Annotated in this window: 12 protein-coding genes and 2 pseudogenes; 5 read left to right on the forward strand and 9 right to left on the reverse strand. The window is 73.6% G+C overall.

Annotated elements, in window-relative coordinates:
• Nucleotides 1–90: 90 nt before the first annotated feature.
• Together ACFWFZ_RS01040 and ACFWFZ_RS01045 are read right to left on the reverse strand one after the other, a co-directional pair.
• Entirely contained in the window at nucleotides 91–867 is a 777-nt protein-coding gene (locus tag ACFWFZ_RS01040; RefSeq protein WP_387114667.1) for a trypsin-like serine peptidase, read from the reverse strand.
• Nucleotides 868–1,030: 163 nt separating this feature from the next.
• Nucleotides 1,031–2,485 carry a hypothetical protein gene (locus ACFWFZ_RS01045; RefSeq protein ID WP_387116238.1) on the reverse strand — a complete coding sequence of 485 codons (1,455 nt, stop codon included), beginning with the start codon at nucleotides 2,483–2,485 and terminating at the stop codon, nucleotides 1,031–1,033.
• A gap of 162 nt (nucleotides 2,486–2,647) precedes the next feature.
• On the opposite strand from ACFWFZ_RS01045, the gene ACFWFZ_RS01050 reads away from it, so the two are divergent.
• Entirely contained in the window at nucleotides 2,648–3,937 is a 1,290-nt protein-coding gene (locus ACFWFZ_RS01050) for an ATP-binding protein (RefSeq protein ID WP_387114670.1), read from the forward strand.
• A gap of 49 nt (nucleotides 3,938–3,986) precedes the next feature.
• Here the strand turns inward: ACFWFZ_RS01050 and ACFWFZ_RS01055 are convergent, their stop codons facing one another.
• The 5 genes from ACFWFZ_RS01055 to ACFWFZ_RS01075 form a co-directional block, all read right to left on the reverse strand.
• On the reverse strand, nucleotides 3,987–4,595 hold the full coding sequence (locus ACFWFZ_RS01055) for a hypothetical protein (protein WP_387114673.1): 609 nt from the start codon (nucleotides 4,593–4,595) through the stop codon (nucleotides 3,987–3,989).
• Nucleotides 4,592–6,226, reverse strand: a complete 1,635-nt coding sequence (locus ACFWFZ_RS01060) for a serine/threonine-protein kinase (RefSeq protein WP_387114676.1) — start codon at nucleotides 6,224–6,226, stop codon at nucleotides 4,592–4,594. Before ACFWFZ_RS01060 ends, ACFWFZ_RS01055 begins: the two co-directional genes overlap by 4 nt.
• Before the next feature lie 155 nt (nucleotides 6,227–6,381).
• Nucleotides 6,382–7,629 (reverse strand): Tm-1-like ATP-binding domain-containing protein, encoded by a 1,248-nt coding sequence (locus ACFWFZ_RS01065; RefSeq protein WP_387114679.1) that lies wholly within the window; start codon nucleotides 7,627–7,629, stop codon nucleotides 6,382–6,384.
• A 48-nt stretch (nucleotides 7,630–7,677) separates the two neighbouring features.
• On the reverse strand, nucleotides 7,678–8,148 hold the full coding sequence (locus ACFWFZ_RS01070) for an NUDIX domain-containing protein (RefSeq protein WP_387114681.1): 471 nt from the start codon (nucleotides 8,146–8,148) through the stop codon (nucleotides 7,678–7,680).
• Between the two features lie 72 nt (nucleotides 8,149–8,220).
• The gene (locus ACFWFZ_RS01075; RefSeq protein ID WP_387114684.1) at nucleotides 8,221–9,228 is read right to left on the reverse strand and encodes a cation diffusion facilitator family transporter; all 1,008 of its coding nucleotides are present in this window, start codon (nucleotides 9,226–9,228) and stop codon (nucleotides 8,221–8,223) included.
• Between the two features lie 179 nt (nucleotides 9,229–9,407).
• Here ACFWFZ_RS01075 and ACFWFZ_RS01080 point away from each other — a divergent pair, with 179 nt between their 5' ends.
• Together ACFWFZ_RS01080 and ACFWFZ_RS01085 are read left to right on the forward strand one after the other, a co-directional pair.
• On the forward strand, nucleotides 9,408–11,789 hold the full coding sequence (locus tag ACFWFZ_RS01080; RefSeq protein WP_387114687.1) for an FHA domain-containing protein: 2,382 nt from the start codon (nucleotides 9,408–9,410) through the stop codon (nucleotides 11,787–11,789).
• 5 nt (nucleotides 11,790–11,794) lie between these two features.
• Complete coding sequence (locus ACFWFZ_RS01085; RefSeq protein ID WP_387114689.1) at nucleotides 11,795–12,511, forward strand: hypothetical protein; 717 nt, start codon at nucleotides 11,795–11,797, stop codon at nucleotides 12,509–12,511.
• Nucleotides 12,512–12,538: 27 nt separating this feature from the next.
• On the opposite strand, the gene ACFWFZ_RS01090 is transcribed toward ACFWFZ_RS01085, so the two are convergent.
• The gene (locus tag ACFWFZ_RS01090; RefSeq protein ID WP_387114692.1) at nucleotides 12,539–13,828 is read right to left on the reverse strand and encodes a streptophobe family protein; all 1,290 of its coding nucleotides are present in this window, start codon (nucleotides 13,826–13,828) and stop codon (nucleotides 12,539–12,541) included.
• A 60-nt stretch (nucleotides 13,829–13,888) separates the two neighbouring features.
• Here ACFWFZ_RS01090 and ACFWFZ_RS01095 point away from each other — a divergent pair.
• A pseudogene (locus tag ACFWFZ_RS01095) lies at nucleotides 13,889–15,142 on the forward strand (DUF6777 domain-containing protein); the annotation flags it as partial.
• 624 nt (nucleotides 15,143–15,766) lie between these two features.
• Here ACFWFZ_RS01095 and ACFWFZ_RS01100 read toward each other — a convergent pair.
• A pseudogene (locus tag ACFWFZ_RS01100) lies at nucleotides 15,767–15,943 on the reverse strand (DNA alkylation repair protein); the annotation flags it as partial.
• 456 nt (nucleotides 15,944–16,399) lie between these two features.
• Here ACFWFZ_RS01100 and ACFWFZ_RS01105 point away from each other — a divergent pair.
• Nucleotides 16,400–16,624 (forward strand): hypothetical protein, encoded by a 225-nt coding sequence (locus tag ACFWFZ_RS01105; protein ID WP_387114695.1) that lies wholly within the window; start codon nucleotides 16,400–16,402, stop codon nucleotides 16,622–16,624.
• Nucleotides 16,625–16,705: the final 81 nt, after the last annotated feature.

Consider the following 16,705-nt stretch of genomic DNA (forward strand, 5'->3'; position numbering starts at 1 on the left):
CCGACTTCGCCGACTTCGCCGACATCGCCGACATCGCCGACGGCGGCCTGTCGGCTGCCGCCGACGAGCGTCAGCCGTCGACGGGGAGCGTCAGCCGTCGACGGCGGCCTTCCGGTACAGCTCCACCGCCTGGTCGCCCATCACCGCGCTGTAGGAGATCTCCGGTACCGTCCCACCGCCCTCGAACCCTCCGAGCACCCCGGCCAGCGCGCCGTCCACCAGCCAGGGGCTGCCGCTGGTGCCGCCGCTGAGATCGGGGCAGCCGATGCGGCGCTGCGTGGGGGAGAGCAGGTCGGTGCGGTTGGCGCAGCGCAGCGGGGCCTCCATCGTCCTCGGGTAGCCGATGACCGTCACCCTGGCCCCGGCGGCCTGCTCGGCAGCGACCGGGAAGCCGCCCACGAGGTCCTCCACACGACGGGTCTGCCCGCCGCCCACCGGGGCCACCGTCGCGAAGGCGATGTCGGCGTCGGGGTCCTGCCCGGCGGTCCACTCCGGCGCCACGAACACGCCGGTGATCTTCCACAGACCGTACGGGGTGTCTCCGTCCCGGTATCCCGGTGCGAAGACGGTGGTGTCCGTCTTCTCCAGGCAGTGCGCCGCCGTGGCGATCACGTCGCGGTCGTCGCTGCGCACCACCGCGGCGGTGCAGGAGTGCCCGCCGTCGAGGCCGTCCGCGAAGAGCGCGCCCACCCGGTCGGCCACGGCGCCGGGCTGGGCCCACGCGGTGACGCCGAGTGGCGGGCCGGAGGCGCCGTAGGGCAGGTCGACGCCGATCAGCGCGGCCATCGCGGTCAGCGAGAGCAGGATCCGTGATGCCCGCCGCGCACGGGAGCGCCGGGCCGTTCGGGGGAGCACGTCGAGGATCATGAAGGCCACCCTGCCCGCCGAACCTATGACCGGAGGGCGGAGTTCCGTATGAATCTCCTGTGAATCCCGTGATCATCCTGTGAAACCCGGGCCATGACCGGACGAGACGGCCGCGAACCACCCAGCCCCGGACGAGACGCCCGCGCCGCGTACCGCCGCGCGATCAGTCGCGGCGCTCGTACACCGTCACCCGGCGGCCGCGCACCTGCCGGTCCTCCACCACCGCGAACCGCTCCCGCAGCACGGCGGCCTTCGCCTTGTCCCGCTCCGCCGACGGAACCTTCGCGACCTTCGCCGAGTCCGTCACCAGCAGCACCCGCCGCCGCTCCAGCAGCGCCTCCCGGATCCGGGCCGGCTGCGCCTCCTCGCCCTTGAGGGTGGCCGAGGCCACCGGGCTCTCGGCCAGCGCCACGTCCGTCAGGCCCGTGAAGGCGTTCGGGGAGACCAGCGCCGTGTCCCGCCGGGCCGCCGGCATGAACAGCACGGCGTCCCCGTCCCGCTTCAGCCGGGCCACCTCGCCGGCCACCGCCAGCACGTCGTCGACCCGGCTGGCCGGGGCCCGCTTGTCCACCGCCACCGGCAGCAGGGCCAGCACCGAGACCCCGACCACCCCCGGCACCAGCAGGGCCGACGCCTTCGGGAACCGCGGCGCGCACGCCCGTACGGCAGCCCCCAGGGCCGCACCGATCAGCAGGGCGAGCCCCACCATGCCGAACAGCACGTACCGGTCCAGGAACAGCGGCTGGACCAGCGACAGCCCGACCAGGCCGAGCTGAGGAACCGCCAGCAGCGGCAGCCCCACCGCCGCCGCCGAGAGCCGCGACCGGTCCGGCCGGTCCGCCCACGCCCCCAGCGCGCCGACCGCCAGCAGGATCCCGGGGCCGATCAGCATGTGCCAGGTCAGTGGCGGGATCCAGGACACCTGGTCGGACTGGCCCCGGCTGAACAGGACCAGCGGCAGCGCCCCCGCGACCGCCGCGGAGCCGTACGCCGCCCAGCGCAGCCATACGCCGCGCCGCGCCCGCACCCACCACAGGGTCGCCGCGTGCGCGGGCAGCACCAGCAGCGACAGCCAGTTCAGCAGCGCGCACACCAGCACGACCGCCCCGTACGCCGTCCAGCGCGGCCACGCGCGCCGACCGGGCCGGTCGTCGAGGAGCGACACCAGCAGCAGGGCCGACAGCCCGGCCCCCGCCGCGACCAGCGCGTACGGCCTGCCCTCCTGGAGGTAGAACTGCACGGCCGGCAGCAGCCCGAGCGCCAGGCCGCCGCCGAGACCCGCCCAGAAGCCGGCCAGCCGCCGCCCGATCACCGCCACGCACACCGCGGCGGCCGCGACCGCCAGCACGGACGGCAGCCGCAGGGTCGTCGTACTCGCCCCGAAGACCTCGAAGAGGCCGTGCATCAGCAGGTAGTAGAGGCCGTGGACGGCGTCGACGTTCCCGAGCATCCGCCAGATCTCCCCCGCCGACCGCCCGGCCACCTGCCAGGTCGCCGCCTCGTCGCGCCACACGCTGTCCTGCCGGGAGAGCCCCCACAGACCGAACGCCAGGGTCCAGAGGAAGGGGATCAGGCAGAGGAGGAGCCCGCGTCGGGCCGCGGGTATGTGGCAACGCATGAAGGTGCTGGGGTCCTCGCTCTGGCGTTCGGGCGGAAGGTACCAGTCTATGGACGCCACGGAGGGTTTCCCGACCGCCTGTTGTGCACCGCGGAGCGAGATCGCCGGGGCCGCCCGCCCCTAGCCTCGGCCGCAAGGAGCACGAACGAGGGGCGGTACCCGGTGAACTGGCTCATCCACGACTACCGCGAGAGCGATCTCGCAGCGGTGGTCCACCTGATCGACACCACGGCCGAACTCGGGCAGGAGTCCGTCTTCTCGCTCGCCGAGTGCATCAGCGCACTGACCGGCCGGCAGCCCTGCGTGGTCGCCGTCCACCAGGGCGTCCCCATCGGCGCGGCCCTCGCCTGCGTCACCGGGGAGCGCGCCTGGGTCATGCGCATCGCCATCGCCGCCGGCTGGCGCGGCCGGGGCCTGGCCAGCGCCCTGCTCGTCGAGCTGGAACGGCGGCTCATCGCCGCCCGCGTGGGCCGCATCGCCTATGTCCTGCCCGAGGAGGACCTGCTCGGCGAAGGCCTCCTCAACGCCGGCTACACCCGGCAGCCCGCCGTCGCCTACTTCGAGAAGACCGAGCCGCTCCACGGACCGGCCGCCGGCCTCCTCGACGACCTCGGCGGCCGCTTCCTGCCGAACGACCTGTGGTCCAAGGTCGCCGGCATGGAGAAGGAGAAGGACCTCATCGAACGGCGCGTGGTGCTGCCGCTCGCCGAGCCCGAACGGGCCGCTGCCCACGGAGTGCGGCCGCCGCGCGCCATCACCCTCTTCGGCCCGCCCGGCACCGGCAAGACCACCTTCGCGCGGGCCATCGCCTCCCGGCTCGGCTGGCCCTTCGTCGAACTGCTGCCCTCGCGCCTCGCCGACGAGGGCAACCTGGCCGCGGCGCTGCGCGACGCCTTCGCCCGGATCGCGGAACTGGAGCGCGTACTCGTCTTCATCGACGAGGTGGAGGAGATCGCCCCGGTGCGCACCGAGCCCGCACAGCCCGGCGGGATCCACGGCGTGACGAACGAGCTGCTCAAGCTGATACCGGGCTTCCGCGAGGGCGGCGAACGGCTGCTCGTCTGCGCCACCAACTCCATCCGCTCCCTCGACCCGGCCTTCCTGCGCCCGGGGCGCTTCGACTACCTCATCCCGATCGGTACCCCGGACGCCGGGGCGCGCGCCGCGATCTGGGCCCGGTACACGGAGGGGCGTTCCGACGTCGACGTCACCGCCCTGGTCGGGGCGACCGAACTGTTCACGCCCGCCGACATCGAGCACGCGGCGCGGATCGCGGCGCAGGTGTCCTTCGAACGGGACCTGGAGGCGGTGGGCGCGCGCGGCGCGGCGGCCGCACAGCTCGGCGCGACCACCGGGGACTACCTGGAGGCCGTCCGGCAGTGCCGGCCGACGGTGACCCCGGCGATGACGGGCGAGTTCGAGGCCGACATCACCGCGCACGCGCGGTTCTGAACCCCGCTCGGGCACGGCCCCGGCGGACGGGCCGTCATGTGGCTCCCGGCTAGCGGGAGCAGCGGTACGTGAAGTTCACGGAAGCCGTGCGCTGCGCCGGGGAGAGCAGCTGGAGCTCGGCCTTCGCCTGGTAGTTGCCAGTCCCCTGGAACGTCCACAGCAGGTGCAGCCGGGCCTCGTTCTGCCCGCGCGGCACCCGCTCGGTCAGCTCCTCGGACTTCGTGCCGTCGCTGCGGATCCAGCGGTAGGTGAGAGTCCCCGGCCGCCCGTTGGTGCCCACGACGGCCACCACGTCGGCCGTCGCGTCGCACGCAGGGCCGGCCGGATCGGTGGTCACGGCCACGTCGCGGACCTCGATCCCGGGCCCGAACCGCTGCCATCCGAGGTAGGCGAGGACCGCCGCCAACACGACCGCGGCGAGCGTGTACCGGCGCAGCCCGGCGCCCCGTCGGCGGGGCGCGGGGGCCGCGGCCACGGCCGCCTCCAGCGGGAACGGCGCCGGCATCGCGGCGGTGACGCCGGGGCCGAACCGGAGTACGGACCCCTCGACACGGTCGGGTGCCACCGCCTCCGCCGGCGCGGGTGGCCCGCTGAACCAGTGGCTCCCGAGGACGGTCGCGCTGTAGTCGTCGCCCTCCGGGGCGTGGGAAGCGGTCATCGTGGTACCTCCACGCAGCGCGGCAGGTACTGCGAGGCCGACGCGGACTTGTTGCCGGCGGCCGGCTTGGTGGTCACCCGGACACCGCCGTAGCAGCCGCGGTCACGGCTGAAGGTGTGCACCCTGTTCGTGGTGACGGTCGAGCCGGCCTGGACCGTGAACGACTCGGTGCCGTCGGGAACGGACAGCGAACCCTGCGCTCCGCCCAGGAACCACTCCACCACCACGGTCACCGGCCCGGCGCCCTGGGAAGAGACCGTGATGGCCGCGTCCCCCCGGTACACGCCGGTTTTGAGGGACACCGCGACGTTCGTCACCCGCAGGGTCTGCGTGGGTGTCGCGGTGGGTGTCGGCGTCGGCGGCCGGCTCACCGTCGGCTTCGGGGTGGGGCTCGGCGACAGCGACGGCCAGGCCGATGCCGATGCCGATGCCGAAGCCGAAGCGGACGCGGACGCGGACGGAGTGGGGCTCGGCGAGGCCGAGGCGCTCGGGCTCGGCGACGGCGAAGCGGAGGCCGACGCACCGGGGATCGGGGAAGCCGACCCGTCAGGGGCCGCGCTCGTCGTGGCGAAGGCGCTGAGCGCCGAGGCCCCGCCCGGGGCCGCGCCGATCGCGTCCGTCGTGAACACCAGTACCGCCCCCAGGACCAGGGACGCCCCCGCCGCGATCCAGCCGCGCTTGCCGGGAGCCCAGCCCGCACCGCTGTCCAGCTTCGTCGTCGCCACCGCGGTGGTGCCCGCCGCGGGTGCGCCCGCCGAGGGGAACAGCAGCGGCAGCAGCGCGGCCAGCGCCGCCAGTTTGCGCTGCCCGCGCTCCTCCCACTCGGGCCCGTACGCGGCCAGCGCCACGTCCTCCAGCTCGGCCACGAACGCCTCGGCGTTCTCCGGCCGCTGTTCGGGTGCCTTGGCGAGGCCGCGCCGGATCAGCGGACGCACGGGCTCCGGGGCCTCGGTCTCCGGCACCGGGGCCTCGATGTGCTGCACCGCGAGCTCCGCGAAGTTCTCCCCGTGGTACGGCTTGCGCCCGGTGAGGCACTCGAAGAAGGTCGCCGTCGCCGCGTACACGTCGGCGGCGGGCGACGCCGGCCGGCCCTGCCACTGCTCGGGCGCCATGTAGGCGGGGGTGCCGGCGACGCCGGGCGTGGAGCCGCGGTTGGCCGCGATCCCGAAGTCCACCAGCTTCGACGAGCCGTCGGCCGCGACCAGCACGTTCTCCGGCTTGTAGTCCCGGTGGACGACGCCCGCCCGGTGCGCCGACGCCAGCCCGAGCAGGGACCCCTTGAGGACCACCAGCGCCGCCTCGGCGTCGGCTTGCCCGGACTGCTTCAGCAGCGAGCGCAGGGAGATGCCGTCCACCAGTTCCATCACGATGGCGGCGCCGCCGGGCGCCTCCACGTACTCGTACAGGCGCACCACGTACGGGGACTCCAGCCCGCCGAGGAGCCGGGCCTCGGCCCGGAACTCCCCGACGAAGACCGGGTCCTCGCGCAGACGGTCGCTGAGGTACTTCACCGCGACCGCCGTGCCCGTGGCGTCGTGGACGGCCAGCACCACCCGGCCGCTGCCGCCCGAGCCGAGCTCGCGGACCTCCGTGTAACCGGGGACCGACCATGCCGCCCGAGTGCCGTTCATCGTTCCTGCCCCCTGCCTGCTGCCTGCCGTGTAGCGCCGAACCATCCATGTCAGCGGCCGGTTGCGGGGCCGGGCCGCTCACCGGCCCGCCCGGTACCGGACTCCCCATGGGACGTGGTTCGAGCCACGGCCGGTTCCCGACTGCGGCCGGTGTCTCAGGCCGCGGCCGACACCGTGCCGATCATGGCGTGCAGCCGGTCGGCGGCCGCCCGCCCGAAGGCCGGGTCGTTGATGTGCGTGTCGTAGTCGTAGAGCCGTGCGGTACTGCCCTGCAAGCCCTCGCGCAGCGCCGAGAACAGCGCCCGGTCCGCGCGGGGGTCATGGTATGGGCCGCCCGGCGCGCCGAGGGCGGACAGTCCGCGGAGCGGGACGCAGACGGCCGTGGGCCCGGTCGCCGCACGGAGTTTGGCGGCCACCCGGCGGCCGAGCTCCGCGCACTCGGCCTGGCTCGTACGGATCACCGTGATCGACGGGTTGTGGACGTGGACGCCCCGGTCCAGGACCCGCTGGGGCAGGGACTCCAGCGGGCCGAACTTCACCATGTCCAGCGCGCCCAGGCTCACCACCTGCGGCACGCCGGCCCGCCCGGCCGCGCTGAGCCGGTCGGGCCCCGCCGTCAGGATCCCCCCGCACAGGTCGTCGGCCAGCTCGCTGAGGGTGAGGTCGAGGACCCCGGCGAACACCCCCTGGCCGGCCAGGGTCTCCAGGGTGCGGCCGCCGGTGCCGCTGACGTGGAAGACCAGCACCTCGTAGCCCAGCTCGGTCAGCCGCTCGCGCGCCGCGTCCACGCCGGGCGTGGTCACGCCCGCCATGCTCGCCGCCACCAACGGACGGGGGCCCGCCCCCAGCCGGGGTGGTCGGTCCGCCCCGGCGGCGAAGGATTCGGCCATCCCGGCGATGGCCGCCACGGCGTTCGCCAGGATCGGCGCGGACACACTGTTGATCCCCGCGATGTCCACCACGCTGTACATCATCGTGATGTCCGAGGAGCCCACGTACGGGGCAGTGTCCCCGGACGCCATCGACGAGACCATCAGTTTCGGAACGCCCAGCGGCAGGGAGCGCATCGCCCGGGTGGCGATGGAGGTGCCGCCGCTGCCGCCGATCGCGAGCACCCCGTGCAGCCGGCCCTCGGCGTGCAGGCGCACCAGGGCCGCCTCGGCGCCCCGGGCCATCGTGGTCACGGCCGCGCCCCGGTCGGCGGCCGATCGCAGGAGGGACAGTTCGGTTCCCGCGGCCCGGGCCACCGCGGCGCGCGGCACGTCCGCGGCCACCCGGGGTTCGCCCATGATGCCTGTGTCGACCAGTATCACTTCGACGCCGGCGCGCAGCAGCCTCTCGCGCAGCCAGCCGTACTCCACACCCTTGGTGTCCAGGGTTCCCACCAGCACGACGTTGGTCATGGATGCAATGTCCAGGCAGGTGGGGATGTTGGCAAGTACGAGCTCTGGTCAAGCCTTCAGGAGCGCCAACAGTCGCTCCAGAAACGGCAGTTGCGAGGGGATCAGCATGTCCTGGGCCATCTCGGGTGTGCACCAGGCCACCTGGTCCAGCTCCGGGAACTCCTGCGCGTTCCCGGAGTGCGGGGGCCACTCCATGGTGAAGGTCCCCGGCACCATGAGCGCCGGATCGAGGTCCGCCTCCACCGCCCAGACGGTCACCAGCTTCCCGCTGGAGAGCCGTACCTCGCCCAGCGGGAGGTACTCGCCGTCCGGCGGGGGCAGCCCGATCTCCTCGGTGAACTCCCGCCGGGCCGCGTCGCGCGGAGTCTCCTCCGGCCCGTACTCGCCCTTGGGGATGGCCCAGTCCCCGGACGTCCGCCCGGACCACAACGGGCCGCCCATGTGCCCGAGCAGCACCTCGACCCCGGCCGCCGCCGTCCGCCGGAAGAGGAGCAGTCCGGCGCTGCGCTTGTACGTCATGGGCACATACATGCCCCGTACGGGCGCCGGTCAGTGATCGGGCTCGGCGTTCGGTGACCGGGTCGACTGCGTTCAGTGGTCGTGCGGGCCCTCGCGGTGGACCGGACCGTGCGCGTCCGCGCAGTGCGGGTCGTAGGAGGCATCGCCCCGCCGGCCGACCGAGAGGAGGGCCTCCTGGACGTGGTCCACCTGGAGAGTGGTGTGCGTGATGCCGTACTCCTTCTCCAGCAGCCGCTCCAGCTCCCGGCGCACGGCGTGGCAGTCGCCCGCCGGCTCGACCAGCACATGTGCGGAGAGCGCCGCCTGCCCCGAGGTGATCGTCCAGATGTGCAGGTCGTGGACCTCGGTGACCGGCGGGTGCCCGACGAGCCGGTCCCCGACCGCATCCGGGTCCACGTGCGCGGGCGCGGCCTCCAGGAAGATCCGACCGGAGTCGCGGACCAGGCCGTAGCCCGCCTTCACCATCAGGACGACGACCACCAGTGTGGCGATCGCGTCGGCCTGCCGGAAGCCGGTCGTCATGACGATCAGACCGGCGACGGCCGTCCCGATGAAGGCGAACAGGTCGTTCAGGACGTGCTGGTAGGCGCCCTCGACCGCCAGCGACGACCGGTTCGCCCGCGAGATGCACCAGGCCGCGGCCACGTTGACGACGATGCCCGCGAGCGCCGTCACCAGGACCAGGCCGCCCTCCACCGGCGGCGGGTCCATCAGCCGGCGCACCGCCTCGTACGTCAGCCACGCGGCCAGCAGGAGCAGCGTCAGGCCGTTGGCCTGGGCGGAGAGTATCTCCGCCCGCTTGAGGCCGTACGTGAAACCACCGCGGGCGGGGCGGGCCGCCAGCCGCATCGCGATCAGCGCGAGGACGATCGAGACGGCGTCCGTGAGCATGTGGGCGGCGTCGGAGATCAGGGCCAGGGAGTGGGCCATGACGCCGATGACCACCTCGATGGCCATGAACCCGCCGATCAGGCCGAGCGCGATGGCCAGCCAGCGGCGGTCGGCGTCGGCGGCCACGCCGTGGCTGTGGCCCCCGGGCCCGTGGCCGTGATCGCCGTGCCCGTGGTCGTGCCCGCTCATGTCGTCCCCCGTCTCGTCGCGGCAACCGTTTGTTCGGTTCCGTCGCGTGAAGTGAAGCGCACCCCGGCGAGACTGGCAAAGGCTGCAACGGGGACCGTTGTCATTCCCTATAAGAGGTCTCTGACCTGCGGTTTTGTCGGGCCGCTGCCGGGGCGGTGTGATCGTGGGAAAATCTCTGCATGGTCCAGCGTCCCGGTGTGCCGACCGCGCCCGAGCTCGTCCTGGAAACCGACACGGGCTCCACTGCGATGAGCCCGGGCCGGACGTACCACGTCGGCAGGGACCCGCTCTGCGAGATCTGCTTCGAGGACGCCCGCGTCTCCTGGCACCACGCGGTCCTGCGCCCCGACGGAGACCACTGGACCGTCGAGGACGAGCACAGCACCAACGGAACCTGGGCCGACGGCCACCGCGTCCACGAGTGGAGCGTCGGCGCCGGCAGCGAACTGCGCTTCGGCGACGCGCAGGACGGTCCCAGGGCCGTCCTCAGCGCTCCGCGGCCCGGGCCGCGGAGCGCCGGCTCCGGGCCGGCCCGGGTGTCCAACCCGTCGATGACCACCACCTTCCGGCGTCCCAGCGCTGTCCTCCCGCTGCCCGCCCGCACCGCCGTACGCATCGGCCGCGCCACCGACAACGACCTCGTCATCGACGAGCTCGACGTATCGCGCCGGCACGCCGAACTGCGGGCCCTCCCCGACGGCACCTACGAGATCGCCGACCTCGGCAGCCACAACGGCACCTACCTCAACGGCGCCCCCGTCACCGGCGCGGCCCCCCTCACCGAGGGCGACATCGTCGGCATCGGCCACCTGGCCTTCTGCCTCGTCGGCGACCGGCTCCAGGAGTACGAGGACACCGGCGAGGTCACCCTCGACGTCCAGGGCCTCACCGTCGCCGTCGACCGGGGCCGCAAGACCCTCCTCGACGAGGTGTCCTTCCCGGTGGGCGCCAAATCCCTGCTCGCCGTCATCGGCCCCAGCGGAGCCGGCAAGTCCACCCTGCTCGGCGCCCTCACCGGCCTGCGCCCTGCCGACCGCGGCACCGTCCTCTACGACGGCCGCGACCTCTACCGCGACTACGCCGAACTGCGCAGCCGCATCGGCCTCGTACCGCAGGACGACATCCTGCACTCCCAGCTCACCGTCCGGCGCGCCCTCGCCTACGCCGCCGAACTGCGCTTCCCGCAGGACACCGCCAAAGCCGAACGCCAGGCCCGGGCGGACGAGGTCATCCGCGAACTCGGCCTCCACGAGCGCGCCGCGCAGCCCATCCACAGCCTCTCCGGCGGCCAGCGCAAACGGGTGTCCGTCGCCCTGGAACTGCTCACCAAGCCCTCCCTGCTCTTCCTGGACGAGCCCACCTCCGGCCTCGACCCGGGAATGGACCGCTCGGTGATGCACATGCTGCGCGGCCTCGCCGACGACGGCCGCACCGTCATCGTCGTCACCCACAGCGTCCTCAGCCTCGACGTCTGCGACCGGCTGCTGGTCCTCGCCCCGGGCGGCCGCATCGCCTACTACGGACCGCCCGGGGAGACCCTCGGCTACTTCGGCGCCGCGCAGTGGCCGGAGGCCTTCGAAGCCTTCGAGAACCAGCCGGGCCGCGACTGGGCGGGGGAGTACGCCGCCTCGACGGCCTACCGCACGTACGTCCTGGGCGCCGCCCGCCAGCCGTGGCACGGCGGCGACCGCCGGGCGGCGGCCGCGGCGCCCGCCACGGCCGCGCTCGCCCCCCCGCCGCCCAAGGCGCAGAGCTGGGGCTCCCAGCTGTCCACCCTCGTCCGGCGCTACGCGGCCGCACTCTCCGCGGACCGTACCTTCCTCGCCATCATGATCGCGCTGCCCTTCGTCATGGGCGCCATGGCCCGTGCCCTGGCCGGCAGCAGACTCACCCAGGAGACCGCGATCAACGCCCTGCTGATCCTGTCCGTCGGCGCCGTCCTCACCGGAGCCGCGAACGCCGTGCGCGAACTGGTCAAGGAACGGGTCATCTACCGGCGGGAGCGGGCTGTGGGGCTGTCCCGCTCCGCCTACCTGATGTCGAAGGTCGTGGTTCTGGGCGCCGTCACCGTCGCCCAGGCCGTGGTGCTGACCCTGGTGGCCCTCTACGGCGTGGACCTGAGCGCCCCGGGCGGCCAGGGCGTGATCATGGGACCCCTCGCCGAGATCACCATCGCGGTGGCACTGCTCGCCTTCACCGCCATGATGCTCGGCCTGCTGATCTCCGCACTGGTCCGCAAGGAGGAGGTCACCATGCCGCTGCTGGTCCTCCTCGCCATCGTGCAGGTGGTCTTCTGCGGCGCGCTGCTGCGGCTGGACGGCGTCCCGGTGATCGAGCAACTGGCCTGGCTGGTCCCCTCGCGCTGGGCCCTCGGCGCCATGGCGGGCACCATCGACCTCGGCGCGATCGTGCCCGGCACCCTCACCGACGACCCGCTGTTCGCACACGCCCCCGCGGTGTGGCTGCTGAACCTGGGCATGCTGGTGGTCCTGTCCGTTCTCTTCGGGGTGCTGGTCGCCAGGCTGCTGCGCCGGCACGAGCCCGTGATCATGCGGAAGTAGGCGTCATGAGCAGCTCGATGGATCCCGGGATCGCCGTGGCCGACTTCCAGCCCACCCATGTGGTGCCGCCCCCCGGGCTGTCCGCCTGGGAAGCCCCGGACGTCTCCCGGCCGACCGCCGCCCTGGACGCCTTTCTGCCCGTCCAGCTGCTGTCGCGGCGGGGGGAGTGGGGGGAGATCCTCTGCGCCAACGGGTGGAGCGCCTGGGTCGACGGGCGGCTGCTCATCGCGGTCCCGCAGCCGCCGCCGACCACGGGGGAGCGGCCGTCGGTACGCGCCGAGGACCCGAGGCCGCTGCTCGCGCGCGGCGCCGACGCCCTCGAACGCTACCGGCACGCCGTGGACGAACTCGCCTCCGGCCGGGCCGACACCGACGCCTTCCGGCGGTCCCTGCGCGGACTGCGGGCGGGTGTCGTCGTCGACGGGGAGTCGGTCTGGCTCTACGACGAGACCTCGGGACGGTGGATGTACGGAGACGGGACCCGCCTGGCGACCTACGCGGTGACCGAGGGGCCGGGGAGTGCGGTGACCGATCGACCGGGGGGTGCGGTCACCGAGGGACCGGGGATCGCCCTCGGGCCCCAGACGCCGCCGGCCGGACCGGACGGCGGCGGGGCCGGCGCGGGGCCCGACGAGCCGCCCGCCGGCCCCGAGGCGGGCGGACACGACCGGCAGGCCGGCCCGACCCGGATCGTGGACACGCGCGACCCCGAGGGGGAGTGAAGGGCGCCACCCGCTGAGGGGTGCGGGTCAGCCGTGAGCCGGTGTCCCGGCGGGCGCGCCGACCCGCCCGCGGCGGTGCAGCGGGCGAGCCAGGAGACCGCCGAGGAAGCCGGCCACGGCACCCCAGAGGAGGCCGAGTCCGACCGTCCGCCACAGCACGGGGTCCAGCAGGAGCTCCCCGCCGAGGCCGTCCACCTCGCCGATGCCCAGGAGGGACAGCCCGTACTCGGCCTGGATCCGGCACAGCAGGCAGACCGCGAGGGTGGCCAGGGCGAGGGCCGCGCCGAGATGCAGCGCGTGCTGCCACGGCCGGACGTGCGCGGGGGACCGTACGGCCGCCAGTACGCCCGTGCCCAGCAGCAGGACGGCGGCCACGACCACCAGCCACCACGCCCGCGGGTCGCGTGCCGCGAACGACGCCACGTCGACCGGGGCCCCGTCGGCATCGCGCAGCACCTCGTCCAGCAGCTGCGGCATCGGCAGCCCGAAGGCCCCTTCGACCCGGGCCTCCCAGGACCCGCCGAAGCCCAGGGTGAGCGCGATCCAGACGAGGTTCGGCAGCCCGAGCAGGACCACGGCGAGGGTCCGGGCGGCGTCCCCCTGGGTCGCGGCCACCACCAGCGCGACGGCGACGCCGATCACGACGTACGAGAGGAGCAGCAGGGTCGTGGCGAAGGCGGCCGGACGCACCGCCGTGTGGAAGCGGACCAGTCCGGCCGGGAGCGGTGCCCGACGCGACACCAGCAGGGCGATCACCAACAGGCCGAGGATCCACAGCAGTCCGAACAGGAGGGTGGCGGGCACGTCGGCGCGGAAGCCCACCGTCGGCGCGGAGTCGAGGAGTTCACCGATCACCGCGAGAGCGGGGTCGGCGGTGGAGATGCCGAAGTCCTGCCGGGCCAGGAGCGCGCAGCCGAGCAGCGCGAGCAGCCACAGAACAGCCAACGGGACGGCCCGGCCGACCAGTTCGCGGGGCCCGGCCACGGCCCGGTTGTGCAGCGGACGCAGGAAGCAGTAGCCGGCCGCGAGGGCGCCCGCCAGGCTCACCGAGAGCGGGAGCACCGCCAGGTTCACGTCCGCGCCCGCCAGCAGACCGGCGTCGCCGGACACCGCCACGGTACCGCCGGCCGCCATCACCACGACCGCGGCGAGCACGTGGGGGAACGCTCCCTCCGGAAGGTCTCCCGCGCCCGCGCACGCAAGGCCCGCCGCGGCGACCGCGACCATCGCAGCGAAGCCTGCGACGACGGTGACGAGGGCGTCGCGCCAGGCCCTCGCGGAGCCCCCGGACGATGCCGATCTCGGTGTCTGGCTCACCCTGCAACCGTGGCACTCCCGGCTTGCGGGCACCACCCGGACGGCGCACACAATGGTCCGATGGGAACTCCCTCCTCCTGGGAAGAAGAGCCCGTGAGCACACATCCCTCCGGTTGGCAGCCGTCGTCAGAGCGACCCACCGGCCCGCCGTCCGGTCCGCTGTCGGGCGGGCGGCAGGTACCGCCGCCCCCGCCGCCGACCGGACCGCCCGGCGGTCCCGCCGGCCCCGGTGGTCCGGGGCGGCCGGACAAGGGTCCCTGGTGGCGGTCCGTTCCACGGCTCGCCACCGCGCTCGTCGCGGTGGTCGCGGTCGTGGCCCTGGCAGTGGTGCTGACCCGGCCCAGCGGCACCCCCGGCGCCGGGGGCGAGGTGTTCCTCCAGCCGGCCGCCGCCGCGGGCCCCGACCCCTTCACCGAGTCCACGGTGGTGAAGGAGGACGCACCGCCACCGCAGAGCCCCGCTCCGTCCCCCAGCGGGACCGGCGCCGCCCCCACCACCCAGGGCACCACCACGGGCACCAGAAGCGTCAGCGGTTCCGCACCGGGCGTGTACGGGGGCACCCAGAACGTGGCGAGCTGCGACGTCGAGAAGCAGATCAAGGTGCTGGCCGCGGAGCCCGCCAAGAACCAGGCGTTCGCCGCGACGCTCGGCATCCAGCCGACGGCCGTTCCCGCATACCTGCGCTCGCTCACCCCGGTACAGCTGCGCATGGACACCCGGGTCACCAACCACGGCTTCCAGAACGGGAAGGTCACCAGCTACCAGGCCGTCCTGCAGGCCGGGACGGCCGTGCTCGTGGACGACCGGGGCGTGCCGCGGGTGCGCTGCGCGTGCGGGAACCCGCTCGGCCAGCCGGTCCCGCTCAAGGCCGCCCCGAAGCGCTACGGGCAGACGTGGCCCTCGTACCAGCCGGAGAAGGTGGTCGTCATCGCGCCGGCGGTGCAGCCCGTGAAGAAGATCGTGATCTACGACCACCAGAAGCGGCACTGGTTCGAGCGCGAGAAGGGCCACCCCCAGGACAGGCGGTCCGACCGGCCGATCCCGCCGCCCGTTTTCCCGACGCCGCCGACCACGCCGAGTCCGTGGGTCACGCCGACGCACACCGGGACGAAGCCGCCGGCACCGCCGTCGAAGTCGCCCTCGCACACGGGCTCGAAGCCGCCGTCGAAGTCGCCCTCGACGTCCCCGTCCGGGAAGCCCTCCGGTTCCGAATCGCCGTCGAAGTCCCCGTCGGTCTCACCGACGCCCTCGCCGTCGGTGTCGCCTTCGGGATCCCCGTCGGTCTCACCGACGCCCTCGCCGTCGGTGTCGCCCTCTGGATCGCCGTCAGTGACGCCTTCGGGTTCGCCGACGCCTTCGGCGTCGGCGTCGCCGTCCAAGCCACCCTCGGGGTCCCCGTCGGGACCTCCGTCGCCGTCGGGCTCCCCCTCGGGGTCCCCGGCGGCATCGCCCCCGCCCAGCCCGTCACCGTCGCCCTCTGAGGCGGGTTCGCCCCAGCCGACCGACCGCACGCCTTCCCTGCCGACCAGGTCCGCGGCTCCGCAGTCGCCGGTCGCCTCGCAGCCGCAGCCGGAACCGGCCCGTACAGCGATCGAGCCGCCGCCGGCGGACCAGCCCCGCGAGGACGGTGGCGGCAACGGCGGCGACGGCGGCAACCAGTAACCGGCGCAGCGCACCGGTCAGGTCCGGGTGCGGCGGGTCGGCGAGCCACCTGCCGCGCCCACGCACGGGAACTCCACCTGGCACTGCCGACGGTGACGGCCCACGTGTCCAGGACCCCGATCCGCCTCGACCTCAACAACCGCGTCCAGCCCACCCTGTTGGTCCAGGAGACGGGCGAACCGGCCTGAGCGCTCCGAATCGGCCCCGTCGAGGGCCGGTCGTACGGGATGCCCCGCGGCGCGCGACGAACCGACGTCCACGGCGGGGCAGTCGGCCTCACACCGCCGGCGGAGCCGACTGCCGGCGGACCGTTTCGGCGATCCAGACCGGGGCGAACGGGGACGTGCAACCGGGGGACGTCGGGTAGTCCTTCAGTGCTTCCAGGGGCTCGCCGACGGCGTCCGCGCGGTGTTCCGGATGCTCGATACCGATCTGTGCCACGCAGTGGTTCATCCGGCAGCGCCGCCCCGGTCACCTCTGCCACCTCGTGCGGGATCCGAGCCCAAGGGCTTGCAGGGCAGCAACACCTTGATTTCCTGCAACCCCTTGGCCCGTTGCGGTGACAGGGCAGGCGCCCCGAATAGTTGGCCGATGCAACGGAATTGCCGCGGATTGCGGGCGGATTTGGTGCCTGCCCGAGATGCCGATCGCCGGCGCGGTGACTAATATTATCCGTAGGTAGCTGTGGCCACCGCGGGGATCACACCCTTTGCCCGCAGTGACAAGCCGGAACGCGAGGCGTGCGAGATATCGCACCGGCCCCGAAGGTCCGTGGCCCAACGAGGCCGCGTTGACGGGGATTACGCGCATTCATGAAATCTGTACGGCCACAGGTGCAGCCATGGACATCCCTTGTGTGAGGAGGAAGAGCAAATTTTCGTGCCGTAGCAACGAGAAGGGTTCTCCATTATGCGAGCAACGAGAGTCAAGCGCCTCTTTGCGGTGTCCGCCATCGGCGCTCTGATGGCCGGCGGCGCCCTGGGAGCCGCAAGTACCGCCTCGGCGGCGACCCCCGCCCAGTCCGTCACGTACGTGAGCGGCGGCGGCTGGGACAACGACAGGGGCGGCCACCACGGTTGGTACGACGATGACGACGACGACTACCGTGGCGGAGGCTACGGCCACGGCTGCTGACACCACAGCACACTGTGCGGCCCGCGCGACGGGCCGCACAGCGTCGTGTCCGCGCAACCACCCCCACCGGACCCCGCCCCC

The organism is Streptomyces sp. NPDC060232 (assembly GCF_042726555.1).
Taxonomy (GTDB): Bacteria; Actinomycetota; Actinomycetes; order Streptomycetales; family Streptomycetaceae; genus Streptomyces.

Coding starts and splice junctions, on each gene's coding strand:
- ACFWFZ_RS01045 (WP_387116238.1), bottom strand. CDS start 2,485: ATGCGTTGCCACATACCCGCGGCCCGACGCGGGCTCCTCCTCTGCCTG.
- ACFWFZ_RS01060 (WP_387114676.1), bottom strand. CDS start 6,226: ATGAACGGCACTCGGGCGGCATGGTCGGTCCCCGGTTACACGGAGGTC.
- ACFWFZ_RS01070 (WP_387114681.1), bottom strand. CDS start 8,148: ATGACGTACAAGCGCAGCGCCGGACTGCTCCTCTTCCGGCGGACGGCG.
- ACFWFZ_RS01085 (WP_387114689.1), top strand. CDS start 11,795: ATGAGCAGCTCGATGGATCCCGGGATCGCCGTGGCCGACTTCCAGCCC.
- ACFWFZ_RS01055 (WP_387114673.1), bottom strand. CDS start 4,595: ATGACCGCTTCCCACGCCCCGGAGGGCGACGACTACAGCGCGACCGTC.
- ACFWFZ_RS01065 (WP_387114679.1), bottom strand. CDS start 7,629: ATGACCAACGTCGTGCTGGTGGGAACCCTGGACACCAAGGGTGTGGAG.
- ACFWFZ_RS01075 (WP_387114684.1), bottom strand. CDS start 9,228: ATGAGCGGGCACGACCACGGGCACGGCGATCACGGCCACGGGCCCGGG.
- ACFWFZ_RS01080 (WP_387114687.1), top strand. CDS start 9,408: ATGGTCCAGCGTCCCGGTGTGCCGACCGCGCCCGAGCTCGTCCTGGAA.
- ACFWFZ_RS01040 (WP_387114667.1), bottom strand. CDS start 867: ATGATCCTCGACGTGCTCCCCCGAACGGCCCGGCGCTCCCGTGCGCGG.
- ACFWFZ_RS01105 (WP_387114695.1), top strand. CDS start 16,400: ATGCGAGCAACGAGAGTCAAGCGCCTCTTTGCGGTGTCCGCCATCGGC.